The organism is Rhodococcus ruber NBRC 15591, from assembly GCF_001894945.1.
GTDB classification, from domain to species: Bacteria; Actinomycetota; Actinomycetes; order Mycobacteriales; family Mycobacteriaceae; genus Rhodococcus; species Rhodococcus ruber.
Map to the genome: position 1 here is coordinate 22,293 of NZ_BCXE01000021.1, position 23,806 is coordinate 46,098.

At 70.3% G+C, this 23,806-nt stretch carries 25 protein-coding genes; 11 read left to right on the plus strand and 14 right to left on the minus strand.

Going from position 1 to position 23,806, the window contains the following annotated elements; genetic code table 11:
- The first annotated feature begins 43 nt into the window (after nt 1–43).
- Nucleotides 44–1,483: a sugar porter family MFS transporter gene (locus RR3_RS13190; protein ID WP_010592574.1), complete on the plus strand. Its 1,440-nt coding sequence runs from the start codon at nt 44–46 to the stop codon at nt 1,481–1,483.
- A gap of 49 nt (nt 1,484–1,532) precedes the next feature.
- Here the strand turns inward: RR3_RS13190 and dxs are convergent, their stop codons facing one another.
- Nucleotides 1,533–3,506 carry a 1-deoxy-D-xylulose-5-phosphate synthase gene (gene dxs / locus RR3_RS13195; RefSeq protein WP_017681362.1) on the minus strand — a complete coding sequence of 658 codons (1,974 nt, stop codon included), beginning with the start codon at nt 3,504–3,506 and terminating at the stop codon, nt 1,533–1,535.
- Between the two features lie 285 nt (nt 3,507–3,791).
- On the opposite strand from dxs, the gene RR3_RS13200 reads away from it, so the two are divergent.
- Nucleotides 3,792–4,766, plus strand: coding sequence for a daunorubicin resistance protein DrrA family ABC transporter ATP-binding protein (locus RR3_RS13200; protein ID WP_010592576.1), 975 nt, complete (start codon nt 3,792–3,794; stop codon nt 4,764–4,766).
- Complete coding sequence (locus tag RR3_RS13205) at nt 4,763–5,602, plus strand: ABC transporter permease (protein ID WP_017681363.1); 840 nt, start codon at nt 4,763–4,765, stop codon at nt 5,600–5,602. The genes RR3_RS13200 and RR3_RS13205 overlap by 4 nt, the downstream gene beginning before the upstream one ends.
- Here the strand turns inward: RR3_RS13205 and RR3_RS13210 are convergent, their stop codons facing one another.
- The 4 genes from RR3_RS13210 to RR3_RS13225 form a co-directional block, all read right to left on the minus strand.
- Entirely contained in the window at nt 5,603–7,135 is a 1,533-nt protein-coding gene (locus RR3_RS13210; protein WP_010592578.1) for an MDR family MFS transporter, read from the minus strand.
- Between the two features lie 59 nt (nt 7,136–7,194).
- On the minus strand, nt 7,195–7,653 hold the full coding sequence (locus tag RR3_RS13215) for a MarR family winged helix-turn-helix transcriptional regulator (protein WP_010592579.1): 459 nt from the start codon (nt 7,651–7,653) through the stop codon (nt 7,195–7,197).
- 137 nt (nt 7,654–7,790) lie between these two features.
- Entirely contained in the window at nt 7,791–9,059 is a 1,269-nt protein-coding gene (locus tag RR3_RS13220) for a class I SAM-dependent RNA methyltransferase (protein WP_048772839.1), read from the minus strand.
- Nucleotides 9,056–11,047, minus strand: a complete 1,992-nt coding sequence (locus RR3_RS13225) for an APC family permease (protein WP_010592582.1) — start codon at nt 11,045–11,047, stop codon at nt 9,056–9,058. Before RR3_RS13225 ends, RR3_RS13220 begins: the two co-directional genes overlap by 4 nt.
- 177 nt (nt 11,048–11,224) lie before the next feature.
- On the opposite strand from RR3_RS13225, the gene RR3_RS13230 reads away from it, so the two are divergent.
- Both RR3_RS13230 and RR3_RS13235 read left to right on the plus strand, forming a co-directional pair.
- Nucleotides 11,225–11,890 carry a potassium channel family protein gene (locus tag RR3_RS13230; RefSeq protein ID WP_017682082.1) on the plus strand — a complete coding sequence of 222 codons (666 nt, stop codon included), beginning with the start codon at nt 11,225–11,227 and terminating at the stop codon, nt 11,888–11,890.
- Nucleotides 11,891–11,951: 61 nt separating this feature from the next.
- Nucleotides 11,952–12,605, plus strand: a complete 654-nt coding sequence (locus RR3_RS13235; RefSeq protein ID WP_010592585.1) for a potassium channel family protein — start codon at nt 11,952–11,954, stop codon at nt 12,603–12,605.
- Nucleotides 12,606–12,609: 4 nt separating this feature from the next.
- On the opposite strand, the gene RR3_RS13240 is transcribed toward RR3_RS13235, so the two are convergent.
- Nucleotides 12,610–13,287, minus strand: a complete 678-nt coding sequence (locus tag RR3_RS13240; protein ID WP_017682083.1) for a DUF3159 domain-containing protein — start codon at nt 13,285–13,287, stop codon at nt 12,610–12,612.
- Nucleotides 13,288–13,357: 70 nt separating this feature from the next.
- Complete coding sequence (locus RR3_RS13245; RefSeq protein WP_003935573.1) at nt 13,358–13,735, minus strand: OB-fold nucleic acid binding domain-containing protein; 378 nt, start codon at nt 13,733–13,735, stop codon at nt 13,358–13,360.
- Between the two features lie 135 nt (nt 13,736–13,870).
- On the opposite strand from RR3_RS13245, the gene RR3_RS13250 reads away from it, so the two are divergent.
- Nucleotides 13,871–14,599, plus strand: coding sequence for an alpha/beta fold hydrolase (locus RR3_RS13250; RefSeq protein ID WP_010592588.1), 729 nt, complete (start codon nt 13,871–13,873; stop codon nt 14,597–14,599).
- A 12-nt stretch (nt 14,600–14,611) separates the two neighbouring features.
- On the opposite strand, the gene RR3_RS13255 is transcribed toward RR3_RS13250, so the two are convergent.
- Nucleotides 14,612–15,448 (minus strand): DUF3710 domain-containing protein, encoded by an 837-nt coding sequence (locus RR3_RS13255; RefSeq protein ID WP_017682084.1) that lies wholly within the window; start codon nt 15,446–15,448, stop codon nt 14,612–14,614.
- 1 nt (nt 15,449) lies between these two features.
- Nucleotides 15,450–15,920, minus strand: coding sequence for a dUTP diphosphatase (dut, locus tag RR3_RS13260; protein WP_082061237.1), 471 nt, complete (start codon nt 15,918–15,920; stop codon nt 15,450–15,452).
- 19 nt (nt 15,921–15,939) lie between these two features.
- Here dut and RR3_RS13265 point away from each other — a divergent pair, with 19 nt between their 5' ends.
- Entirely contained in the window at nt 15,940–16,449 is a 510-nt protein-coding gene (locus tag RR3_RS13265) for a DUF3093 domain-containing protein (protein ID WP_010592591.1), read from the plus strand.
- Nucleotides 16,450–16,534: 85 nt separating this feature from the next.
- On the opposite strand, the gene RR3_RS13270 is transcribed toward RR3_RS13265, so the two are convergent.
- Nucleotides 16,535–16,837: a DUF4193 domain-containing protein gene (locus tag RR3_RS13270; protein WP_003935578.1), complete on the minus strand. Its 303-nt coding sequence runs from the start codon at nt 16,835–16,837 to the stop codon at nt 16,535–16,537.
- A 367-nt stretch (nt 16,838–17,204) separates the two neighbouring features.
- On the opposite strand from RR3_RS13270, the gene cei reads away from it, so the two are divergent.
- Nucleotides 17,205–17,888, plus strand: coding sequence for an envelope integrity protein Cei (gene cei, locus RR3_RS13275; protein ID WP_010592592.1), 684 nt, complete (start codon nt 17,205–17,207; stop codon nt 17,886–17,888).
- 13 nt (nt 17,889–17,901) lie between these two features.
- Here the strand turns inward: cei and RR3_RS13280 are convergent, their stop codons facing one another.
- On the minus strand, nt 17,902–18,798 hold the full coding sequence (locus tag RR3_RS13280) for an inositol monophosphatase family protein (RefSeq protein WP_010592593.1): 897 nt from the start codon (nt 18,796–18,798) through the stop codon (nt 17,902–17,904).
- 122 nt (nt 18,799–18,920) lie between these two features.
- Here RR3_RS13280 and ppgK point away from each other — a divergent pair, with 122 nt between their 5' ends.
- Together ppgK and RR3_RS13290 are read left to right on the plus strand one after the other, a co-directional pair.
- A complete protein-coding gene (gene ppgK, locus RR3_RS13285; protein WP_010592594.1) occupies nt 18,921–19,706 on the plus strand; it encodes a polyphosphate--glucose phosphotransferase in 786 nt (261 codons plus the stop codon).
- Between the two features lie 134 nt (nt 19,707–19,840).
- Nucleotides 19,841–21,205, plus strand: coding sequence for an RNA polymerase sigma factor (locus tag RR3_RS13290; RefSeq protein WP_064066340.1), 1,365 nt, complete (start codon nt 19,841–19,843; stop codon nt 21,203–21,205).
- Between the two features lie 8 nt (nt 21,206–21,213).
- On the opposite strand, the gene RR3_RS13295 is transcribed toward RR3_RS13290, so the two are convergent.
- Genes RR3_RS13295 through RR3_RS13305 form a run of 3 tightly spaced genes read right to left on the minus strand, consistent with a single transcriptional unit; the run spans nt 21,214 to nt 23,310 of the window.
- Nucleotides 21,214–22,434, minus strand: coding sequence for a cation:proton antiporter (locus tag RR3_RS13295; RefSeq protein WP_010592596.1), 1,221 nt, complete (start codon nt 22,432–22,434; stop codon nt 21,214–21,216).
- 3 nt (nt 22,435–22,437) lie between these two features.
- Nucleotides 22,438–22,920, minus strand: a complete 483-nt coding sequence (locus tag RR3_RS13300) for a cation:proton antiporter regulatory subunit (protein WP_010592597.1) — start codon at nt 22,918–22,920, stop codon at nt 22,438–22,440.
- 45 nt (nt 22,921–22,965) lie between these two features.
- On the minus strand, nt 22,966–23,310 hold the full coding sequence (locus RR3_RS13305; RefSeq protein WP_010592598.1) for a DUF952 domain-containing protein: 345 nt from the start codon (nt 23,308–23,310) through the stop codon (nt 22,966–22,968).
- 255 nt (nt 23,311–23,565) lie between these two features.
- On the opposite strand from RR3_RS13305, the gene RR3_RS13310 reads away from it, so the two are divergent.
- Complete coding sequence (locus RR3_RS13310; RefSeq protein ID WP_010592599.1) at nt 23,566–23,760, plus strand: DUF7455 domain-containing protein; 195 nt, start codon at nt 23,566–23,568, stop codon at nt 23,758–23,760.
- Nucleotides 23,761–23,806 lie beyond the last annotated feature (46 nt).

Below are 23,806 nucleotides of genomic sequence, written 5' to 3' on the forward strand. Positions count from 1 at the left end.
GAAGCGGCCCCCTCGGTGCACCGTCAGGCGTACCGTCCAGCCTGTGACCGACAGTTCCCACCTCCCCCATTCGAGGCTCGAACAGCAGCACACGGTGACCCGGGCGGTGCTGTTCGCCGCCGCGGCCGCACTCGGCGGATTCCTGTTCGGGTACGACACCGCCGTCATCAACGGCGCCGTCGGAGCCATCCGTGAGCGCTACGAGGTCGGTGCCGGCGCGATCGGATTGTCGGTGTCGCTGACCCTGGTCGGCGCGGCGCTGGGCGCGTGGATCGCGGGCAGCGTCGCCGACCGGCTGGGCCGGATCCGGGTCATGCAGATCGCCGCGATCCTGTTCATGATCAGCGCCCTCGGGTCGGCGTTCCCCTTCAGCATCTACGACCTGACGTTCTGGCGCACCGTCGGCGGTGTCGGCGTCGGCTTCGCCTCCGTCATCGCGCCGGCCTACATCGCCGAGATCTCGCCGGCCGCGGTGCGCGGCCGCCTCGGCTCGATGTACCAGCTCGCCATCGTCCTGGGTATCGCGATTTCCCAGCTCGTCAACTATGCGCTGGCCGCGGCCGCGGGTGGGGCCGGCGAGAACCTGCTCGGCATCCAGGCCTGGCAGTGGATGCTGGCGCTGGAGGTCGTTCCCGCCGGCTTGTATCTGCTGCTGACCTTCCCCATCCCGGAGTCGCCGCGGTTCCTCGTGCGGATCGGCCGGGAGGACGCGGCGCGGCGGATCGTCTCGGCGGTCGAGGGCGGCGACCAGGTGGCGGTCGCCGAGCGCATCGCCACCATCCGCGAGACCCTGCATCTCGAGGCGGCGCGGCCCGGCGTGCGGGACGTGTTCACCCGGCGCTTCGGCGTCGCCACACTCGTCTACGTCGGTATCGCCCTGGCCGCGCTGCAGCAGTTCGTCGGCATCAACGTGATCTTCTACTACTCGTCGACGCTGTGGCAGGCAGTCGGGTTCGGTGAGGATCGGTCCCTGCTCATCAGCGTCGTCAGCGCGCTGGTCAACATCGTCGGCACCTTCGTGGCCATCGCCGTGATCGACAAGATCGGACGCAAGCCGCTGCTGCTGGTCGGTTCGGTGGGCATGGCGCTCTCGCTGGGCACCGCGGCGGTGTGCTTCCACTCGGCGACGTTCGTCGTCGACGAGGACGGGGAGAAGGTCGCTACGCTGTCCGACACCTACGGGATGATCGCCCTGCTCGCGGCCAACGCCTTCGTGTTCTTCTTCGCCCTGTCGTGGGGGCCGGTCGTATGGGTCCTCATCAGCGAGATGTTCCCGAACCGGGTGCGCGCCGTCGCCGTCGGCATCGCGACCGCGTCCAACTGGATCGCCAACTTCCTCGTGTCTGCGACATTCCCCGCGCTGGCCGACTGGAACCTGTCGTTCACCTACGCCGGCTACGCGGCGATGGCCGCGCTGTCGCTGCTGGTGGTGATCAAGTTCGTGCCCGAAACCCGCGGACGGACGCTCGAGGAAGCCGGCTGAACGATCGGCGGGCCGACCGCAGGTGCGGTCGGCCCGCCGACAGCAGCACTCAGCGGCCGGGGTCCCGGCGGACGACGACGTCGCCCGCGGACTCCTCGCCGGCCGATCCGTCCACGGCCGGCTCTGTCTTCTGGGCGGCGCCGAGCCCGACCACCCAACCGGTGACCTGACGTGCGACGTCCTGCGCGGTCAGACCCAGCTCGCGGTGGATCTGCTCCCGCGATGCGTGATCCAGGAACCGTTGCGGCACACCGAGTTCGCGCGTGGGAACGTCCACGCCGGACGAGCGCAGTGCCGACGAGACCGCCGAACCGACGCCGCCGTGCATGCCGCCGTCCTCCACGGTGACGACGAGCCGGAAGTCCCGCGCCAGTCGGGCGAGGGCCGCCGGCACGGGCAGCACCCAGCGCGGGTCGACGACGGCGGCGGTGAGGCCGTGCTGCTCGAGTCGCTCCGCCGCGTCGAGGGCCAGGCCGGCGAACGCTCCGACCGCGACGATCAGCACGTCACCGCGGCGCCCGGACGGCATCCGCAGCACGTCGACGGTGCCGTCGATGCGCTCGACCGCGGGAATGTCGGGACCGACCGCCCCCTTCGGGAACCGGAGTACGGTCGGGCCGTCCGCGACGGCGAGCGCCTCGCCGAACTCCTCGCGCAGGGTTGCGCCGTCGCGTGGCGACGCCACCCGGATCCCCGGGATCACACCGAGCAGGGAGAAGTCCCACATGCCGTTGTGACTGGCGCCGTCGGCGCCGGTGATGCCCGCCCGGTCGAGCACGACGGTCACGGGGAGTTTCAGCAGCGCCACGTCCATCAGCAGCTGGTCGAAGGCACGGTTGAGGAACGTCGAGTACACCGCGACCACGGGGTGCATCCCGCCGAGCGCGAGGCCCGCGGCGGAGGTGACGGCGTGCTGTTCGGCGATGCCGACGTCGAACATCCGGTCGGGGTAGCGTTCGCCGAAGGCCGACAGGCCCGTGGGTCCCGGCATCGCGGCGGTGATCGCCACGACGTCCTGGCGGCGGCCGCCCTGCACGAGCAGTTCGTCGGAGAACACCGACGTCCAGTCCGGTGCCGACGCTGCCGCCGTGGCGCGGCCGGTGACCGGGTCGATGACACCGGTGGCGTGCATCTGATCGGCGACGTGGTTCTCGGCCGGTGCGTACCCGGCGCCCTTGCGGGTGACGGCGTGCACGATCACCGGCCCGCCGAACGACTTGGCCCGCCGGAAGGCCGCCTCGAGCGCGGCCTCGTCGTGCCCGTCGACCGGCCCGAGGTACTTCAGGCCGAGATCGGTGAACAGCACCTGCGGGCTGACCGCGTCCTTGATACCGACCTTCATCCCGTGCAGCACGGAGTACGCGGCCGCCCCGATCCACGGCAGCCGCTTCACGAAGCGGCGGCCGTTGTCGAGGACCCGCTCGTAGCCGGGTTGCAGCCGCAGCGCCGCGAGGTGCTCGGCGAGTCCCCCGATCGTGGGCGCGTAGGAGCGGCCGTTGTCGTTGACGACGATCACGAGCGGGCGGTCCCGTCCGGCTGCGATGTTGTTCAGCGCCTCCCAGCACATTCCGCCGGTGAGCGCGCCGTCGCCGACCACGGCGACCACGGTCCGGTCCTGCTGGTCCGACAGCTCGTAGGCCTTGGCGAGGCCGTCGGCGTAGGACAGGGCCGCCGAGGCGTGCGAGGACTCGATCCAGTCGTGCTCGCTTTCGGCGCGACAGGGATATCCCGACAGGCCGCCCTGCTTGCGCAGCGTGTCGAAGCCGTCCTTGCGGCCGGTCAGGATCTTGTGGACGTAGGCCTGATGGCCGGTGTCGAAGATGATCGGGTCGTGGGGTGAGTCGAACACCCGGTGCAGTGCGATGGTCAGTTCGACGACGCCGAGGTTGGGGCCGAGGTGTCCCCCGGTCGCCGCCACCTTCTCCACCAGGAACCGCCGGATCTCCTCGGCGAGTTCCCGGATCTCGGGTTGGCTGAGCCGGCGCAGGTCCTCGGGCGACTCGATGCGGGACAGGACACCCAACTGGTATTGCTCCCTCCGGCTCGGTCCCGCACGTTTCCGCGCGGGCGGTTCCACCCAGTCTACGGAGCGTCGGGGGTGGCCGACTCGTCACGTCGCGCCGCCGGTCCGTCTCACACCGTGTCCCTCACCTCATTATGCCGGTGCTGTGATGCTGCACACCCTTCCGACGGGGCCGGTTGCGGGATCCCTCGTCGCCGGGGGTGGGCACCACCCGCGGCCACGGCGGGCCGGTCGAATCCGACAAAACCGATTGCCGCGCCCGGCACCGTGGGCAAGGCTGGAGCCATGCCCCCTGCACTGGCCATCGAGACCTCGGGCTTGATCAAACGTTTCGGCGCGGACACCGCCGTGGACGGCATCGACCTCGCCGTGCCCGCCGGCGGCGTCTACGGCGTGCTCGGCCCGAACGGCGCCGGGAAGACGACCACGATCCGGATGCTCGCGACACTGCTTGCACCGGACGGCGGCACCGCGACCGTCCTCGGGCACGACGTGCGCCTCGAACCCGAGCGGGTTCGCCGCCGGGTCTCGCTCACCGGTCAGTTCGCCTCGCTCGACGAGGATCTGACCGGTTCCGAGAACCTGGTGCTGCTCGCGCGGCTGCTGGGATTCTCCAGGGCGGGTGCCCGGTCCCGGGCCGGACAGCTGCTGGCCGCGTTCGACCTGGAAGCGGCCGCGGGCCGTCAGGTGAAGCTGTACTCCGGAGGTATGCGGCGGCGTCTCGACATCGCCGCGAGCCTCATCGTCGCACCCGAACTGATCTTCCTGGACGAGCCGACGACGGGACTCGACCCGCGGAGCCGGAACCAGGTGTGGGAGATCGTGCGAGCCCTGGTGTCCGCCGGGACGACGGTGCTGCTGACGACGCAGTACCTCGACGAGGCGGACCAGCTCGCCGATCGGGTCGCGGTCATCGACCGGGGCCGGGTGATCGCCGAGGGCACCCCGGGCGAACTCAAGGCGTCCGTCGGGTCCGGTTCGCTGCACGTGCGGGTGGTCGATCCTGCGCGCCGGGACGATGCGGCGGCCGTGCTGGGCGCGGCGCTGGGGATGGCGGTGACGGCCGGCTCCGACCCGGCGGCGCTGACCGCGCGGGTGGACGATCCACGGGCCGCGGCGGCGGCTCTGACCGCCCTCGACACCGCGGACATCGGGGTCACGACGTTCGCCCTCGGGCAGCCGAGCCTCGACGAGGTCTTCCTCGCCCTCACCGGCCATCCCACGGAAGTTCCCGACGAAGACGAGGAGATCGCATCGTGACCTCGACCGCCGACCGACGGGCAGGCACGCCCGCCGCCGTCGTGGACGTCCTGCACGTCGCCGGACCGCCCCCGACTCCGGCGTCCGCGTTCGCCGCGTCGCTGTCGTTCGGGTGGCGGGCGCTGCTGCGGATCAAGCACGTTCCCGAGCAGCTGTTCGACGTGACCGTGTTCCCGCTGATGTTCACGCTGCTGTTCACGTTCCTGTTCGGCGGTGCGCTGGCCGGATCGACCGATGCGTACGTGCAGTTCCTCATCCCCGGGATCCTGGTCCAGACGGTGTGCACCATCACGATGTACACGGGCATGACGCTCAACCGCGACATCGAGAAGGGGGTGTTCGACCGGTTCCGGTCCATGCCGGTGTGGCGGCCCGCACCGCTCGTCGGCGCCTTGTTCGGCGATCTCGCCCGTTACACGCTGGCGTCGGTGATCGTGCTGACGCTCGGGATCGTGCTCGGGTTCCGGCCGGCGGGCGGTCCGGTCGGCGCGGCCGCGGCGGTGGCGCTCGTGCTGCTGTTCGCGTTCAGTCTCTCGTGGGTGTGGACGATGCTGGCGATGCTGCTGCGCACCGAGCAGGCGGTCATGGGTGTGTCGATGACCATCCTGTTCCCGCTCACCTTCGCGTCGAACGTGTTCGTCGATCCCGCGACGATGCCGAGCTGGCTGCAGGGCTTCGTGACGGTCAATCCCATCAGCCGCCTCGTCACAGCCGTCCGGGACCTGACGGCGGGTACGCCGGACGCCGCGCACCTCGCGATGGTGTTCGGGTGGTGCGCGGCGCTGGTGGTGCTGTTCGGCCCGGCGACGATGTGGTTGTACAACCGCCGGTCCTGATCAGCGCCCCGCCGCGGCGGGCTGCTCCTCGGTGACGATATCGATGGTCTTCCGCAGGGGACGGTTCGGGATGAACACGACCGCGGCGACGGTGACCAGCGCGATGATCGCGGCGACGAGGAACAGCAACCCGGTGGCGTCGCCGTAGGCGTGACGGATGATCTCCGCGACCGGCTCGGGCAGGGCCGCGAGGTCGAGGTTGCCGCCACCGCCGGCCGAGCCGGTGTCGATGCCGAGGGCGGCGAAGCCGTCTGCGGACAGCGTGGTCACCCGGGTGGCGAGGATCGATCCGAGCACGGACACCCCGATCGCTCCGCCGAAGGTGCGGAAGAACGCGACCGAGCTGCTCGCGGCTCCGATGTTGCGGACACTGACGGTGTTCTGCACGGCGAGCACGAGGTTCTGCATGAGCATGCCCGTGCCGAGGCCGACGATCGCGATGTACACACCGATCAGCCACATCGGGGTGGCGTGGTCGAGGAAGCCGAGCAGACCGAAGCCGACCACCTGCAGGACCGCGCCGAGCACCAGGAACGGCTTCCACCGGCCGAAGCGCGTGATGAGCTGACCGGAGACCACCGAGGCCACGAGCGAGCCGAACACCATGGGGATGGTGAGCAGGCCGGCGGCCGTCGGGCTGTAGCCGCGGGCCGTCTGGAAGTACTGGCCGAGGAAGGCGGTGGCGCCGAACATCCCGACGCCGACGGCGACCGACGCGATGATCGCGAGTGCGGTGGTGCGCTCGGTGACGATCTTCAGCGGGATGATCGGGTCGGCGACCTTGGACTCGACGACGACGGTGGCGGCGAGCAGTCCGACACCGACGCCGACGTACGCGAGGGTCTCCCACGACAGCCACCCGTAGTAGCCGGCCTTGCCCGCGAAGGACACCCAGATCAGCAGGACGCTGACACCGGCCGTCAGCAGCGTGGCGCCGAGCCAGTCGATGCTCACGTCCTGCTTGCGTTCGGTCACGATGTGCAGGGTGCGCTGCAGCAGCGCCATGGCGGCGACGGCGATCGGGATGGAGATGAAGAAGCACCAGCGCCAGCCGAGCGGGCTGTCGACGATGACGCCGCCGAGGATCGGCCCGCCCGACATGGACACGGCCATCACCGCGCCCATGTAACCGGAGTACCGGCCGCGTTCGCGGGGCGGGATGATGCTGCCGATGACCGCGACGACGAGCGCGGTGAGGCCGCCCATCCCGATGCCCTGGATCACGCGGGCGGCGAGCAGGACGGGCACGTTGGTGGCGAGGCCGGCAACGATCGAGCCTGCCACGAAGATGAGGATCGCCGTCTGGACCAGCAGCTTCTTGTTGAACAGGTCCGCGAGCTTGCCCCAGATCGGCGTCGAGGCCGCGTTGGCGAGCAGGGCGGTGGTGATGATCCACGCGAACTGGGTCTGGGATCCGTTCAGGTCCGCGATGATCGTGGGGAGCGCAACCGCCACGATGGTGCTGCTCAGCAGCGCCGTGAAGAGGGCGGCGAGCAGCCCCGCGAGAGCCTCGAGGATCTCGCGGTGCGTCATGGTGGTTTCGGCGGCGCCCGGGGCGCTCATCGAGGAGGGGGGACTGACAGCTGCGGCGCTCACAGGCAGTTCCTTCCGGTGGTGTCGTGGACGGAAAGGGTGTCGTTCAGGTGCGCGAGCGCGCCGAGGGCGGATTCGGCTTGCGCCTGGTCCCAGCCGCCGAGCAGCTCGTGCAATCGGGAGGCGCGACGGTCGCGGATCTCGCGCAGGGCTCTGTGCCCGGTCTCCGACACGCTGACGCGGTGGGCCCGCCGGTCGTCGGGGTCGCGGTGACGGTCCACCATTCCCCGTTCGACGAGTTCGCCCAGCTGCCGGCTCAACGCGGACTGGCTCATACACAGTTCCGCGGCGAGTTCGCTGGGACGGCACTCCCCCATCCGCCACAGGACGAACAGAACTCCGGTCAGGGCGTTGGGCAGCTCGTCGCCCGTCGAGTTGGCCAGGGCCGTGCGCAGCGTGCGACCGAACAGGAAGATCGCGTCGACGAGCGCGTGCGCGGTGTCGGGCTGGACGGCCACGGATCGCCTCCGAATCGATATTAATTGCTTGCAACACGCAACTATACATTTAGTTGCGTGTTGCAAGCAACCACGAAGGCGCGGGACCCTACGACGAGGGCAGCCCCGATCAGCGGGTGAACATCAGCGGGTGAACATCAGCGGGTGAACAAGGCCAGACACTCCACGTGGTGCGTCGAGGGGAACGCCGCGTAGACGCGCAGGTCGGCAAGCTCGAAGCCGTGGTCCCGGTACAGGCCGACATCGCGGCCGAAGGCCGCCGGATCGCATCCGACGTGCACGACGCGCTCCGGCCCCGCCGCCGCGACGGCCGCCACCACATCCCGCCCGGCGCCGGCCCGGGGCGGGTCGAGCACCACGACCTGCGGGGCGGGAAGCTCCGGGAGCAACTGCTCCACCCGGCCCGCATGGAACCGCACCTGTCCGAGATCCGAGAGTGCCTCGGCCCCGTCCTGCGCCGCCCGGCGGGACAGTTCCACCGCCTCGACCCGGCCGCCGGTGCCGACCTGATCGGCCAGGACGGCGGCGAACACCCCCACCCCGCCGTAGAGATCCCACGCCGTCGCGCCCGGCGACACCGCTGCCCACTCCCCCACGGTGTCCGAATAGGCCTGCGCTGCCCCGCGATGCGCCTGCCAGAAGCCGGTTGCCGCCACGTGCCATTCGCGGCCGCCGACGCGCTCGACCGCCCGCCCCGAGCCTTCGACCACCTTCTCGGCGCGGGGCGCACCGGCCGCCGCGCGGCGGGCTGCCGCTCCCCGCCGCCCCGGGCTGCGACGGCCCGTGCGGGACACGGGCGGCGGTGCGATCTCGATCACGTGCCGCGTCCCGTCCGCATCGAGGACCACCTGGACCTCGGAACCAGGTCGCCACACCCGTTCCGCCAGCCCCTCGTAGGCCCGGGCCTCGATCTGCGGGCAGGCCAGGTCGGTCTCGATCTCGTGGCTGCGGTAGCGCCGGTACCCCGCTCGGCCCGCGGCGTCGACCGCCAGGCGCACCCGGGTGCGCCACCGGGTGCCGTCGAGCGCACCACCCGGCAACTCCTCGACGAGCACGTCCCGCTCGACCCCGCCGAGACGGCGCAACTGCTCCGCGACCACCGCGGCCCCGAAGGCCCGCTGGGCCGGCACCGTCGCGTGGGACAGGTCGCAGCATCCCGATCCGCCGGGCCCGGCGATCGGGCACACCCGCTCCCTCCGGTCCGGCGAGGCCTCGAGAATGTGCACGGCGTCGGCGCGGCAGAACGAGCCGCCTCGGTCCTCCGTCACCGACGCGACGACCCGCTCGCCGGGTAGGCCGTGCCGGACGAACACGACCCGGCCCTCGTGCCGCGCGACGCAGAACCCCCCGTGCGCCGGGTTGCCCAGTGTCACCTCGAGCCGGCGTCCGGACCAGTCGACACTCATCGTTCCTCCTCGAATCCCCGCCGCACCGATCCCGGCGCGGAATCCAGACGTTCCGCGCGGGCGTGGGCGGACGAACTCAGCTGCCACGGGACGCTGGTGACCATGACACCGGGCTGGAACAACAGCCGGCTCTTCAGCCGCAGCGCGCTCTGGTTGTGCAGGATCTGCTCCCACCAGTGACCGACGACGTACTCCGGGATGAACACGGTCACCACGTCGCGCGGTGAATCCCGCCGCACCCGCCGGACGTATTCGAGGACGGGACGGGTGATCTCCCGGTACGGCGACTCGACGACCTTGAGCGGGACGGTGATGTCGCTGCGTTCCCATTCGCGCACCAGCATCCGCGTGTCGGCGTCGTCGACGTTGACCGTGACCGCTTCGAGTGTGTCCGGACGGGTCGCCCGCGCGTACGCCAGCGCTCGCAGGGTCGGCATGTGCAGCTTGGACACCAGCACGATCGAATGGGTGCGACTGGGCAACACCCCGTCCCATTCGGTGTTCTCCAGTTCCTCGGCCACGCTGTCGTAGTGACGGTGGATGGCCTTCATCACGCCGAAGATCGCGACCATCGCCACGATCGCGATCCACGCGCCCGCCGCGAACTTCGTCACCAGCACGATCACCAGCACGGACGCGGTCATGGCCAGGCCGATCGTGTTGACGATCCGCGACCGCTGCATGCGTCTGCGCTGCTCGGGATCGGTCTCGGACGCCAGATGCCTCGTCCAGTGCCGGATCATGCCGGTCTGACTGAGGGTGAACGAGACGAACACACCGACGATGTAGAGCTGGATCAGCTTCGTGACCTCCGCGTCGAAGGCCCACACGAACACGATGGCCACGCCCGAGAGGAACAGGATGCCGTTGCTGAAGGCCAGCCGGTCGCCGCGGGTGTGCAGCTGCCGGGGCAGGTAGCGGTCCTGCGCCAACACCGAGGCCAGCACCGGGAAGCCGTTGAACGCCGTGTTGGCGGCCAGCACCAGGATCAGCGCCGTCACGACGGTGATCAGCACGAAGCCGAGCGGGAAGCCCTCGAACACCGCGTGCGCCAACTGTGCGACGAGCGTCTTCTGCTGGTAGTCGTCCGGCGCGCCGCGCAGCTGGGTCTCGGGATGCTCGGCGATGACCACACCCACCTTGTTCGCGAGCAGGATCATGCCGAGAAGCAGCACGATCGCGATCCCACCGAGCATGAGCAGGGTCGTGGCAGCGTTCCGGGACTTCGGCTTGCGGAACGCGGGCACCCCGTTGCTGATGGCCTCGACCCCGGTCAGGGCCGCACACCCGGACGAGAACGCGCGGGCGATGAGGAACACGAACGCGATCGCCGTCAGACCGGACTGCTCGGCGACCAACTCGAAGCCGGCCGACTCGGCCCGGACGTCCTCGCCGAACACGAAGATGCGCACCAGCCCCCAGCCCAACATCACGAGCATGCCGATCATGAAGGCGTAGGTGGGAATCGCGAAGGCCGTGCCGGCCTCGCGGAGGCCACGCAGATTGATCGCGGTCAGCACGACGATCGCGGCGACCGCGAAGAGCACCTTGTGCTGCGCCACGAACGGGACCGCCGAGCCGATGTTCGCCGCAGCCGAGGAGATCGAGACGGCGACGGTGAGCACGTAGTCGACCATCAGGGCGCTGCCGACGGTCAGGCCGGCGGTCGGGCCCAGATTCTTGGTCGCCACCTCGTAGTCTCCGCCCCCCGACGGATAGGCGTGCACGTTCTGCCGGTAGCTCGCGACGACGACCGCGAGGACGAGCGCCACCGCGACGCCGATCCACGGGGTGAACACATACGCCGACAGACCCGCGACCGACAGGACGAGGAAGATCTCCTCCGGGGCGTACGCCACCGACGACAGCGCGTCGGATGCGAACACCGGCAGGGCGATTCGCTTGGGCAGCAACGTGTGACCGAGCGTGTCGCTGCGAAACGGCCTACCCAACAACAACCGCTTCGTGGCGGTCGAGAGCTTGGACACTCGCAAAGCCTAAGCCGTCCCGCCGGCCACCCGCCGGGCGCCCGGGGTCGTGTCCGAAATGCACCGCTGCCGGGGCACCTTCGCCGGGCACTGCACACCGGTCCTGCGCGAGCGGTACGGTTCGGTTCTGCGCGTCGCGACCGGGCGACACGGCAAGCAAGAGAATCGGAGCGAACGGTGTACGTGGTGGTCATGGGTTGCGGCCGGGTGGGTTCCTCCCTGGCTGCGGCGCTCGTCCGGCTGGGCAACGAGGTGGCCGTCATCGATCGCGACCCGAGCGCGTTCCTTCGGCTCGGCCCGGACTTCCCGGGACACACGATCGTGGGGATGGGCTTCGATCGGGACGTGCTGGTGCGGTCCGGCATCGAGCGGGCCGACGCGTTCGCCGCGGTCTCGTCCGGGGACAATTCGAACATCATCTCGGCCCGGGTGGCCCGGGAGACCTTCGGTGTCGAGCGCGTCGTCGCCCGCATCTACGATGCCAAGCGCGCCGCGGTGTACGAGCGCCTCGGGATCCCGACCGTCGCCACGGTGCCGTGGACGACCGACCGGTTCCTGCACAACCTCACCCACGAGAGCCAGACCGCCAAGTGGCGGGATCCGACGGGCACCGTCGCCGTCGCCGAGGTCTCGGTGCACGAGGACTGGATCGGCCGCAACGTCACCGACTTCGAGGCGGCGACCCATTCGCGGGTCGCGTTCGTCATCCGCTTCGGCACCGGGGTCCTACCCGACCGGAAGACGGTGCTGCAGGCCGACGACCAGGTCTACATCGCGGCCGTCTCGGGCACCGTCGCCGAGGCGATCGCCCTCGCCGAACAGCCCCCCGCGGCCGACGACTGACCGTCCGGTGCCAGCAGGCGCAGCCGAACACACGACCCGGACATCACCGAGAGGATCGCCGATGAAGGTGGCCATTGCGGGGGCGGGAGCCGTCGGGCGCTCCATCGCGCGCGAACTGATCCGCAACCACCACGACGTCATGCTGCTCGAGCGCAAGCTCGAGCACGTCGAGCCCGACTCCGTGCCCGATGCCAAGTGGGTGCACGCCGACGCCTGCGAGCTGAGCCTGCTCGAGGCCGCACAACTCGAGCAGTACGACGTGGTGATCGCCGCGACCGGCGACGACAAGGCGAACCTGGTGCTGAGCCTGCTTGCCACCACCGAGTTCGGGGTCGCGCGGGTCGTCGCGCGCGTCAACGACCCGCGCAACGAGTGGCTGTTCGACGAGTCGTGGGGGGTCGACGTCGCCGTCTCCACGCCGCGCATGCTGGCGTCGCTGGTCGAGGAGGCCGTCTCGGTCGGCGATCTGGTCCGGCTGATGACACTGCGCAAGGGCGCGAACCTGGTCGAGATCACCCTGCCGGACACCACCGCGCTGGCCGGGAAACCGGTGCGCAAACTGCAACTGCCCCGGGACGCGGCCCTGGTGACGATCCTGCGCGGGGGCCGCGTCATCGTCCCGCAGCCCGACGACCCGCTCGAAGGCGGCGACGAACTGCTGTTCGTCGCCGCGGACGAGGTGGAACAGGAACTGCGGGGAGCGCTCGGGCTCTAGCGGATCAGCGGACGTCCTGGTCGGGGCCGTCGGCGGCCCGGCCCGGCCCGGTCTCGATCGGCTCGTCGACCGTCTCGGGCGCCGGTTCGACGACCCGATCAGCGCGGCGCACGGCCCACAACGTGACCAGCAACGCCACCGCAGTCAGCGGCCATCCCATGCCGATGCGGGCCACGGCGAGCCAGCCGGTCCGGTCGGCGTCGTACAGCTCGTGTTGCACGAGGTAGCGGGCCGCGAACACGAGCGCCCACGCCGCCGTCGCGATGTCGTAGGCGCGCACGGCGACACGGTGCCGCCGCCAGGACGATCCCTGCCCGTTGAGCATGCCCCAGATCACGCCGACCAGGGGTCGCCGCACCAGGACGGACAGGACGAAGCCGGCGGCGTACAGCAGACTGGTGTAGATGCCGAAGAGGAAGTATCCCTTGGCGTCGCCGGTGCGATAGGCGATGAACGCGCACACACCCACACCGAGGAACCCTGAGACGGCGGGTTGGACGGGAGTGCGCTGGACGAGCCGCCACACGAGCACGGCGGTGGCCGCGGCGAGGGCGGCCCAGATCGCGGCGGTCAGACCCCAGATGCTGTTGACCGGAACGAACACCAGCACGGGCACGGTCGACGAGACCAACCCGCTGAGTCCACCGAGTTGTTCCAGAACCGTCTGCTGCTTCTCGCTCACTCCTACGAGGGTGCCACAGCTCAGCTCAGGGGCGGGTGGCGCCGGGTACGGGCGCGGGGCGACGACCGGGTCAGGCCCGCTCGCGCAGTTCGTAATACGGGTTGTAGAGGACCTTCGCGCCGTCGCGTTCGCCGACGCGGCCGCGCACGAGCAGCGTCTTGCCCGGCTCGATGCCCGGGATGCGGCGACGTCCGATCCACACGAGCTTGACGGCTTCGGTGCCGTCGAACAGTTCCGCCTCGACGGCGGCGCTGGCGGCCTTCGGGCACGCCTCGACACTGCGGAGGCGGCCGAACATGGTCACTTCCTCCCCGCGCGCACAGTCGCAAGCGCGGCGGGCCCCGGTCGCCTGGGCGGTTTCGGCGATCTCCTCGGCGTCGAGCTGTTCGAGATCTTCCGTGAGCCGACGGGTGAGTCGGCGGAAGTAACCGGCTGCGGCGGTTGCCATAGCGTGCTCCTGGAACGGGCGCGGCACGGGTCGCGGGCCGCGCATGGGGCTTTCCTGAGGGCCACTGTAGACCTATCGGGACAGGGCAACCACTCCGGTTCCCACCTGCGCCGACGGGTCCGGCAGGATCGGGGCATGCCCTCCGTGAACAGCTCCCCCGAACGCCACGCGACCAGGGCTGTCGTCGCCGTGATCCTGCCCGGAACAGGCTCCGACGCGCACTTCGCCGAGCGTGCGTTCGCGGGTCCGCTCGCCGCCACCGGAGTACGCACCGTCGCGGTCGACCCGGATCCGGCACGCGTGGTCGGCAGCTACGTCGATGCCCTCGACCGGGCCGCGGCCGAGGGGCCGGTGCTGGTGGGCGGCGTATCGCTCGGGGCCGCGGTCGCACTGCGATGGGCGGCCGAGAATCCCGGACGCACCGTCGGCGTGCTGGCTGCGCTGCCGGCGTGGACGGGCTCACCGGACGCCGCACCGGCGGCGGCGAGCGCCCGATGGACCGCCGGGGAGCTACGTACCCACGGGCTGGCTGCGGTGACCGCCGCGATGGTGGCGTCCAGCCCCGCGTGGCTCGGGACGGAACTGGCCCGCTCCTGGCGGTCGCAGTGGCCGGGCCTGCCGGCGGCGCTCGACGAGGCATCCCGATACCGGGCCCTGGACCTGCACGAGCTGCAGGCCGTGGAGGTGCCGGTCGGCATCGCCGCCGCCGTGGACGACGCGGTCCATCCCCTCGCGGTCGCGCAGGAATGGTGTGCCCACCTGACGCGGGCCGCGCTGGGCACCGTCACCCTCGCCGAGATCGGCGCCGACCCGTCCGTACTGGGAACGACCTGCCTGAAGGCGCTGCGGCGCGTCCGGGGCTGACGGATCGGACCGTCAGAAACCGAGCTGCTGCATCGCCGAGCCCGACTCGCCGTGCCGCGGGCGCGTCTGTGGTGCCGGCTGCTGAGGCGGTGCCGGCTGCTGAGGTGCCGGCTGCTGAGGTCCCGGCTGCTGAGGTCCCGGCTGCTGAGGTCCCGGCTGCTGGGGCGTCGGCTGCGCTGCCTGCTGCGCGGCTGCGTGCTGCTGCTGCTGTGCGGCGGCGGCTAGTTGCTCGGCAAGAGCCTTCGGCAGCACCACCGGCAACGGCGTGCGCACCGGGTGCGGATCCTGGCCGCGACGCACGACGGTTTCGGCGACGATGCTGCGTGCGGTCTCCACCAGCGGCGAATCAGCCGTCACCGAACCGGCCGGCCCGGCGACCACGCAGCGGATCATCCACCGGTAACCGTCGACCCCCAGAAAGCGCAGATCCGCGTTCGGGGTGCTGCCCTGCAGTTCCCGGCCCCACGGTCCGCTCTCGATGCTGACCGTCGCATTGTCGCGGCGCAGCGATTCGGCCAGCTCGGCAGCCACCTCCCGCCACTGCCCCGGAGACTTCGGCGCCGCGTACGCGGAGACGGTGATCCGTCCGTGCTGGGTCACCAGATGCACGGCCTGGGGTTGACCGTTCGGCGCCATCTCCACCTGGATCTGCCCACCCGGCGGCAGCGGCACGAGGACCGACCCGAGGTCGAGCCGGCCGCCGACCGCGTCCTCGCCGATGTCGTCGATGTCGTAGGGACCGCCCTGCGGCACCGGTGTCTCGTCTTCCCCGGGCATGGGCGCGAACTCAGCCTCGTCCGCGAGTCCGGGTGCTTCGGCGTCCCGGTTCTTCCGGCGTCGTCCGAACATGTCAGGAACCTTCCTTCACCAGACCTGCGTGCCCACCGCTCGATCCGTATCCTCCGGCGCCTCGGCTGGTGTCGTCGAGAGAGTCGACCTCGACGAAGTCGACGAGTTCCACCTTCTGCACGAGCAGTTGGGCGATGCGGTCGCCACGACGCAGCTCGACCGCGCGGTCGGGATCGTGGTTGATCAGGCACACCTTGATCTCGCCGCGGTAGCCCGCATCCACCGTCCCGGGGGTATTGACCACCGAGAGCCCGAACTTCGCGGCCAGGCCGGAACGCGGATGGATCAGACCCACCGTGCCGACGGGCAGGGCCACCGCGATGCCGGTCCCCACCAGCGCTCGCCGCCCGGGCTCGAGGGTCACGTCCACCGTGGTGCACAAGTCCACGCCGGCGTCGCCGGTGTGTGCGCGGGCGGGCACAGGAATCCCCGGGTCCAGACGGAGCAGAGGGACGGCTGGAAGATCGGTCACGTGCACCGAGACTACTCTGATGGACGTGTCTCGAACCTCTCGACCCGACGCGGATGCGCAGCAGACGACCGACGTGCCGGTCTACTCCGAACGGATGTGGGTGCCGCTGTGGTGGTGGCCCCTCGGCCTGGGCGTGGCCGCGCTGCTGGCCGCGGAACTGCACATGGGGGCGCCCGGTCTGCAAGCCTGGCTGCCGTACGTGCTGCTGCTGCCGTTCCCTGTCTGGGCGCTCGTGTGGCTGTCCCGTCTGCGGTTGGAGGTGACGGGCGGGGAACTGATCGTCGGCCGGGCGCACCTGCCGCTCGAGGTGATCTCCCGCGCTGTCGTGGTGCCGGCGTCGGCGAAGAGCGCCGCCCTGGGCCGCCAGCTCGACCCGGCGGCATACGTCCAGCACCGCCCGTGGATCGGGACGATGGTGCTCGTCGTGCTGGACGACCCGGACGACCCCACCCCGTACTGGCTGATCAGCACCAGGCGGCCCGCGGAGCTGCAGGCCGCCCTGGGATGCGCCGACCACTCCGGACACTGAACCGGGCACGGCCGGTCAGCGCGATCGTCCGGGACTCAGCGTGGACAGTCCCGCCGGGACTCAGGCTGCACAGTCCCGCCGGGACTCAGGCTGCACAGTCCCGGCAGATCATCACGCCGTTCTCGTCGCTGGCGAGCCGGCTGCGGTGGTGTACCAGGAAACAGCTCGAGCAGGTGAACTCGTCGGCCTGCTTGGGCACCACCCGGACCGACAGCTCCTCGCCGGACAGATCGGCGCCGGGCAGCTCGAAGGACTCCGCGGTATCCGACTCGTCGACGTCCACGACGGCGGACTGCGCCTCGTTGCGTCGCGCCTTCAGTTCTTCGAGTGAATCCTCCGACACCTCGTCGGTTTCGGTTCGCCTCGGTGCGTCGTAGTCAGTCGCCATTTCCTCTACCTCTAGTCCTCGTGCAGGTGCCCGGCCGGAGGACACTGTTCATGTCCTTCGGCGGGGGCAACGCCCGACCGTCTCCGGAAGTTCCCGCCGACCGTGTCCGGGTCCCGGACACGACCCGGGCCTCCCGCTGTCGAAAGCCCGATCATCGAATCTTCGACGACCTGGGCCGCCGAACAATAGCGGAAGTACCCACAGAAGCCGTAACCGATACACGCGATCCGGGGAAATGTCGGTCAATTGTCACCAACACCACAGCAACTCGAGACATTCCACCGTTCGCCCGCCTTCGCGGACCCCCCCGGGGATGCCCTCTACAGTGGTCGCACACACCCCTTGGAGATGCGAGAGGCAGGGCGCCGTGGTTTCCCTGATCACCGAAGGCCGGGCGCGTGACGAACGCGGCCGGCCGTTCCCCCGCCGCCGCGTCGTGCCGGCCGCGGCACTGTTCGCGATTCTGGCTACGGTCGGGATCGTGGTGTGGGCATCGGTGTTCGCCGGTTCCGACCCGGTATCCCGGACCGTGGCATGCAACGCCCCGCCGACCGTGCCGTCGGAGCCCGGAGGACCGCAACCGGCCCCCCTCGGCGAGGTGGTCGACCGGTCCGTCCTGCTCGACGTCGAGCCCGCTCCCCTGGCGGCGACGCGGGTGCGGGTGTTCAACGCCAACGGTGAACGTGGCCAGGCGACCCATGTGGCCACCCAGCTGGCCGAGTACGGCTTCGCGAGCGCACCGGACGTCCAGGCGGGCAACGACCCCGTCTACGTCGACCAGAACATGCAGTGCCACGGTCAGATCAGGTTCGGGGCGGCCGGAGCCGCAGCTGCCAGCACGGTGTGGCTGGTCGCACCGTGCGCCGAACTCGTCCGCGACGACCGTGCCGACGACACCGTCGACCTCGCCCTGGGCACCTACTCCAAGGAGATCGCGCCCAACGCCGATGCCGAGGAGGTGCTGCAGTCGCTGCGGGAGGCGCCGGTGGGTGCGGCCGCCGCGCCGCTGGACATCGACCTGCTGGCGGCGGCCCGCGACGCCCGCTGCTGAGCGCCGCGGACCGTCAGGCCGGGATCGGAGCGTCGGCGCCGAACGTGGCGAGCAGGTCCGCGAGCTGTGCTGCGACGCCGGGTGCAGCGGCGACGGTGATCTCGCCGACGTCGCCGCCACCGGTCGGTAGCCGCACCCAGGCGCCCGCCTCCGCGGCGATCAGCGCACCGGCGGCCCAGTCCCACGGTTGCAGCCCGTGTTCGTAGTGGGCATCGACCCGGCCCGAAGCCACCATGCACAGGTCCAGGGCGGCCGCGCCGATCCGGCGGATGTCCCGCACTCTCGGCAGCAGCTCCGCCACCAGAAGGCCCTGTCGTTCGCGCCGGTGCGGCGCGTAGGAGAAGCCGGTCGCGACGAGTGCGTGGGCGATGTCCCCGACCGGGTTGCAGCGCAGACGCGTCACCGATCCCCCGGCGTCGGTGCGGGTGGCCCCCTCTCCGCGCGCGGCCGAGTAGACATCTCCGGCGGCGACATCGACCACCGCTCCCGCCACGGATCTTCCACCGACCTGGGCTGCTATCGAGACCGCGTACGCGGGGATGCCGTACACGAAGTTCACCGTGCCGTCGATGGGGTCGACAACCCATCGGACACCGGTCGACCCGGCATCGGCGCCGCCCTCCTCTCCGAGGATCGCGTCGCCCGGCCGCGACCGGGTCAGCAGTCGCCGGATGAGGTCCTCGGTCTCGGTGTCCGCCATCGTCACCGGATCGGTGTCGGTGCTCTTCGATCGCACCGCGCCGGCCGTGCGAGCACCCGGGTCGGCGGCCGGGAACAGCTCGGGCCGCCGGGCGCGCACGTGGGCGGCGGCCGCCACCGCGACGTCCACGGCGATCTCCCGCAGCCGGGCCGGGTCCGTGGTGGCGTCGCGGGAAAGGGTGCAAGGGTGGGGATCCGGGGTGTCGGGCACCCGAGTATCCGAACACACTGCGCGGTACGGCACCACCCGCGTTGCCGCCGCGTTCGCATTAGGGTGACGTCACGACAGCGGTTGCCCGCGGTGACTGTTCCGGTGACGAGAGGGAGCGCGAGATGACGCAGACGACCCAGCCGGCCATGCCGGATCCGGACCTTCTGGGATTCGGTGTCGACGTCGGGGGCAGCGGCATCAAGGGCGGGGTCGTCGACATGTCCACGGGTGTTCTGGTGGGTGAGCGCATCAAGATCCTGACTCCCCAGCCGTCGACTCCGCAGGCGGTCGCGGACACCGTCGCCCGAATCGTGGAGCAGGCGCAGTGGACCGGACCGGTGGGGGTCACCCTGCCCAGTGTGGTGACCGGTGGGGTGGCGCGTACGGCCGCGAACATCGATCCGGCATGGATCGGCACCGACGCCCGGGCGTTGTTCGCTTCGGCTCTGGGGGATCGCCCAATCAGCGTGCTGAACGACGCGGATGCCGCCGGTCTCGCCGAGGACCGCTTCGGTGCGGCCAGGGACGCGTCGGGAGTGGTCGTCCTGCTCACCTTCGGAACAGGGATCGGCTCGGCGGTGCTGCACAACGGCGTTCTGTTGCCGAACACCGAGTTCGGGCACATGGAGGTCGACGGGATGGAAGCCGAGCACCGCGCGGCGTCGTCGGTCAAGGAGAGCAACGAGTGGTCGTACAAGCGGTGGGCCAAGGAGGTCTCGCTGGTGCTGTCGCGGTTCGAGGCCCTGCTGTGGCCCGACCTGTTCATCGCCGGCGGCGGCATCAGCCGCAAGCACGAGAAGTGGATCCCGCTGCTGACCAACCGCACGCCCGTCGTTCCGGCCGCGTTGCGCAACACCGCCGGCATCATCGGGGCCGCGTGGGCTGCGAAAACAGGCGTCCACCCCTGAGTCCTGCACATCGCGCACGACGGCGATCGTTACAATGGTGCACAGCCGGCTGCGAACCGGCCTGATCCCGACAGACCTCTCCGCCGGAACCCCTCTGGCGCGACGCCGCACTACCTCGTCACGAAAGGGCGTACGTGGCAGCCACCGACATCCACACGGCTGATTCCCCCAACGAATCGGCAGCCTCCGCGGACGCCGCGGAATCCGCGACCGGTACCGCACCCGCCACGAAGCGGCCGGCGAAGAAGGCCCCGGCCAAGAAGGCCCCGGCGAAGAAGGCGGCCGCCAAGAAGGCCCCGGCGAAGAAGGCCGCCGCCAAGAAGACGACGGCGAAGAAGGCCGCCGCCAAGAAGGCGGGCAAGCCGGCCGGCGACGAGTTCGAGGGCGAGGAAGCCGCGCTCGAGGACATCGACGTCGCCGAGGCCGAACTCGAAGGCGCCGAGGACGTGGTCGTGGAGGCGGCGGACGCCGACGACGAGCCCAGCGACAAGGACAAGGCGTCGGGCGACTTCGTCTGGGACGAAGAGGAGTCGGAGGCGCTGCGGCAGGCCCGCAAGGACGCCGAGCTGACCGCCTCCGCCGACTCGGTGCGCGCCTACCTCAAGCAGATCGGCAAGGTTGCCCTGCTCAACGCCGAGGAGGAGGTCGAGCTCGCCAAGCGCATCGAGGCCGGCCTGTACGCGACCTACCGGTACCGGCTGCAGGAGTACGCCGACAAGGGCGAGAAGCTGCCGGTCGCGCAGCGCCGCGACCTGAACTGGATCTGCCGCGACGGCAACCGCGCCAAGAACCATCTGCTCGAGGCCAACCTGCGACTCGTCGTCTCACTCGCCAAGCGCTACACCGGCCGGGGGATGGCCTTCCTGGATCTCATCCAGGAGGGCAATCTCGGTCTGATCCGCGCGGTGGAGAAGTTCGACTACACCAAGGGTTACAAGTTCTCCACGTACGCCACCTGGTGGATCCGGCAGGCCATCACCCGCGCCATGGCGGATCAGGCCCGCACCATCCGCATCCCGGTGCACATGGTCGAGGTGATCAACAAGCTCGGCCGCATCCAGCGTGAGCTCCTCCAGGACCTCGGGCGCGAGCCCACTCCGGAGGAACTGGCCAAGGAGATGGACATCACGCCGGAGAAGGTACTGGAGATCCAGCAGTACGCCCGGGAGCCGATCTCGCTCGACCAGACCATCGGCGACGAGGGCGACAGCCAGCTCGGCGACTTCATCGAGGACAGCGAGGCCGTGGTGGCGGTGGACGCGGTGTCGTTCACGCTGCTGCAGGATCAGCTGCAGTCGGTACTCGAGACACTGTCCGAACGTGAGGCCGGGGTGGTCCGGCTGCGGTTCGGCCTGACCGACGGTCAGCCGCGGACCCTCGACGAGATCGGGCAGGTCTACGGGGTCACCCGCGAGCGGATCCGGCAGATCGAGTCGAAGACCATGTCGAAGCTGCGGCACCCGTCGCGGTCGCAGGTGCTGCGCGACTACCTCGACTGAGGATCCACCTAGAACTCCTCCGCTTCACGGCGATCGGCCGTCGGCTCCGCAGCCGGCGGCCGTTCGCGTAGCCGGGGTACCACGGCGCGGGTCGCCGGCTCGACGAACCGCGCCGCCACGGGGCCGAGCACCGCCGTGATGAGCACGTACGCCGAAGCGAGGGCTGCGAGCTCGGCGTCCACGTGACCCGAGGTGACGGCGAGTCCGGCGATGACGATGGAGAACTCACCGCGGGCGATGAGGGCGGCGCCCGCGCGAGCGCGGCCCATGGTGGCGATGCCGTGCTGTCGCGCCGCCCACCAGCCGGTGGCGACCTTCGTCAGCGCCGTGACGACGGCGAGCAGCGCCGCCCACCCCAGTACCGGAGGAATGGCGGTCGGATCGGTGTTGAGGCCGAAGAACACGAAGAAGATCGCCGCGAAGAGATCCCGCAGCGGCTCGAGGACGCGGGCCGCGTTGTGGGCGGTCGAGCCGGAGATCGCGATGCCGAGCAGAAACGCGCCGACCGCCGCCGAGACCTGCATCGCCGAGCTGACACCGGCGACCAGCAGCGCGGCGCCGAGAAGCTTGAGCAGCAGCGTCTCGCTGTCCGGGCTGTCGAGCACCGCGGAGACGTAACGCCCGTATCGCAGCACCAGCACGAGCACGACCGTGACCAGCCCCAGCGCGATCGCGACGGCCTCGAGCCCACCGATCAGGCTGACCCCTGCGAGCACCGCGGTCAGGATCGGCAGGTACACCGCCATCGCGAGGTCCTCGAAGACGAGGATCGACAGCACCACGGGAGTCTCCCGGTTACCCAGGCGACCGAGGTCGGTCAGGGTCTTGGCGATGATGCCCGAGGACGAGATGTAGGTGATGCCACCGAGGACGAACGCCCCCGTCGCGCCCCACCCGAGCAGCAGCGCGATCACCACTCCCGGCGCGGCGTTGAGTACGAGATCGAGCAGGCCTGCCGCGCGGGACCGTTTGAGCCCGGTGACGAGTTCGGAGGCCGTGTACTCCAGGCCGAGGAGCAGCAGCAGCAGGACCACGCCGATCTCACTGGCAACGTGACTGAACTCGCTGATGTCACCCAGCTGGATGAACCCACCGGTGCCGAACGCGAGACCGCCGAGGAGGTAGAACGGGATCGGCGACATGGCGAAGCGCGCGGCGAGGCGTCCGAGCACGCCGAGGGCGAAGAACACCGCCCCCAGTTCGATCAGGGCGAGCGTGGTCGAATTCATCGGTCAGCCGTTGCGCAGGATCCTGGCCGCGGCGTCCAGGCCGTCGGCCGTGCCGACGGCGACGAGGATGTCTCCCCCGGTGAGTACGAAGTCCGGCCCCGGCGAGGGCGTCACCTGCCCGGCGCGCATCACCGCGACGACGGACACACCCGTGCGGGTACGCATCGCCGTGTCCCCGAGCACTGCCCCGTCGAAACGGGAGCTGTCGTGGATGTGCAGCTGCCGGGTGATGATCCCGGGCAGTTCCCGGTGGTCCTCCTGGAGCTGGGCGACGAGTTGCGGCGCGCCGAGCAGGTTGCTCAGGGTGGCGGCCTCCTCGACGGTCAGCGGCAGGGAGGCCGCACAGGCATCGGGATCGTCCGCCTTCGAGACGATGAGGTCCGAATGGCCGTCCCGATGCGTGATGACCCCGATCCGCCGACCCGACGCCAGCTCGAAGTCCTTGCGCACGCCGATTCCGGGAAGCGGCGTCACTTCGACGTTCATGCCGCCAGAGTAGGACTCACAGTCCACCCGGGTGACGGCGCACCCTCAGGGATCCCCGAAAAGTCCGTTTCCCCCGGGGCGATAGTCCACCACCGCGGTGACCGCAGCGACCGGCAGCGGGCCGTAGAGGTGCGGAAACGTCATCCCCTCCGGATCGTCCGGGAGGCCCGGCTCCCATCGCACTTCGTCCGCGAGCCGCGCCGGGTCGAGATGCAGCAGCACCAGGTCCGTGCGGCCGGCGAACAACCGGTTCGCCGGCAGGTGCACCTGTTCCGGGGTCGACAGGTGCACGAACCCGTGCGTGGCGAGCGAGTCGGGGGCAAGCTCTCCTTGGCGCTGCGCCCGCTCCCAGTCGGCTCGCGCGCAGATGTGTACCAGCCGATTCGTCACCGCAGCCTCTCCCGGTGGCCGTTCCGGGCCCGCGACACCGCCGAGGGCTCTGCGCTGTGAGCGAACACCCGCAGCCCCGAAACCGCACGTCGTGGGCGTTCGGGGGGGTCGGGGGTGAAACTCGACACGATTTTCGGAGGATTGGAACAACGCGTGAACGGGAATCGTCTGACACAGTAGTTCCACCGCGCCGGCCCGGTGCGGCGGACCAGACCCCAGGCAACCGACGACAGTGGTGGCCAGTTTGGAGGAGTCATGCCCGGAACGTTGACCAGCCCGAAGTTGACCGCCGCAGACCGCTGCGATCGGTGCAGTGCAGCCGCTCGCGTCCGTGCCGTCCTTGCCACCGGTGGCGAGCTGCTCTTCTGCGGCCACCACGCCAAGGAGCACACCGACCGGCTGCGTGAACTCGGCGCCACGATCGAGTCCGACGCCGAAGCCGCCGTCTGATCCACCGTTCCGGAGCCGGACGACTCCGAGACCCGAGCCGAAACGG

Excerpts from the sequence above, each read along its gene's own strand:
- RR3_RS13235 (WP_010592585.1), top strand. The coding sequence starts at position 11,952 with ATGAAGGTGGCCATTGCGGGGGCGGGAGCCGTCGGGCGCTCCATCGCG.
- RR3_RS13200 (WP_010592576.1), top strand. The coding sequence starts at position 3,792 with ATGCCCCCTGCACTGGCCATCGAGACCTCGGGCTTGATCAAACGTTTC.
- RR3_RS13220 (WP_048772839.1), bottom strand. The coding sequence starts at position 9,059 with ATGAGTGTCGACTGGTCCGGACGCCGGCTCGAGGTGACACTGGGCAAC.
- RR3_RS13250 (WP_010592588.1), top strand. The coding sequence starts at position 13,871 with ATGCCCTCCGTGAACAGCTCCCCCGAACGCCACGCGACCAGGGCTGTC.
- RR3_RS13310 (WP_010592599.1), top strand. The coding sequence starts at position 23,566 with ATGCCCGGAACGTTGACCAGCCCGAAGTTGACCGCCGCAGACCGCTGC.
- RR3_RS13270 (WP_003935578.1), bottom strand. The coding sequence starts at position 16,837 with ATGGCGACTGACTACGACGCACCGAGGCGAACCGAAACCGACGAGGTG.
- RR3_RS13265 (WP_010592591.1), top strand. The coding sequence starts at position 15,940 with ATGGACGTGTCTCGAACCTCTCGACCCGACGCGGATGCGCAGCAGACG.
- ppgK (WP_010592594.1), top strand. The coding sequence starts at position 18,921 with ATGACGCAGACGACCCAGCCGGCCATGCCGGATCCGGACCTTCTGGGA.
- RR3_RS13255 (WP_017682084.1), bottom strand. The coding sequence starts at position 15,448 with ATGTTCGGACGACGCCGGAAGAACCGGGACGCCGAAGCACCCGGACTC.
- RR3_RS13295 (WP_010592596.1), bottom strand. The coding sequence starts at position 22,434 with ATGAATTCGACCACGCTCGCCCTGATCGAACTGGGGGCGGTGTTCTTC.
- RR3_RS13210 (WP_010592578.1), bottom strand. The coding sequence starts at position 7,135 with ATGACGCACCGCGAGATCCTCGAGGCTCTCGCGGGGCTGCTCGCCGCC.
- RR3_RS13300 (WP_010592597.1), bottom strand. The coding sequence starts at position 22,920 with ATGAACGTCGAAGTGACGCCGCTTCCCGGAATCGGCGTGCGCAAGGAC.
- RR3_RS13245 (WP_003935573.1), bottom strand. The coding sequence starts at position 13,735 with ATGGCAACCGCCGCAGCCGGTTACTTCCGCCGACTCACCCGTCGGCTC.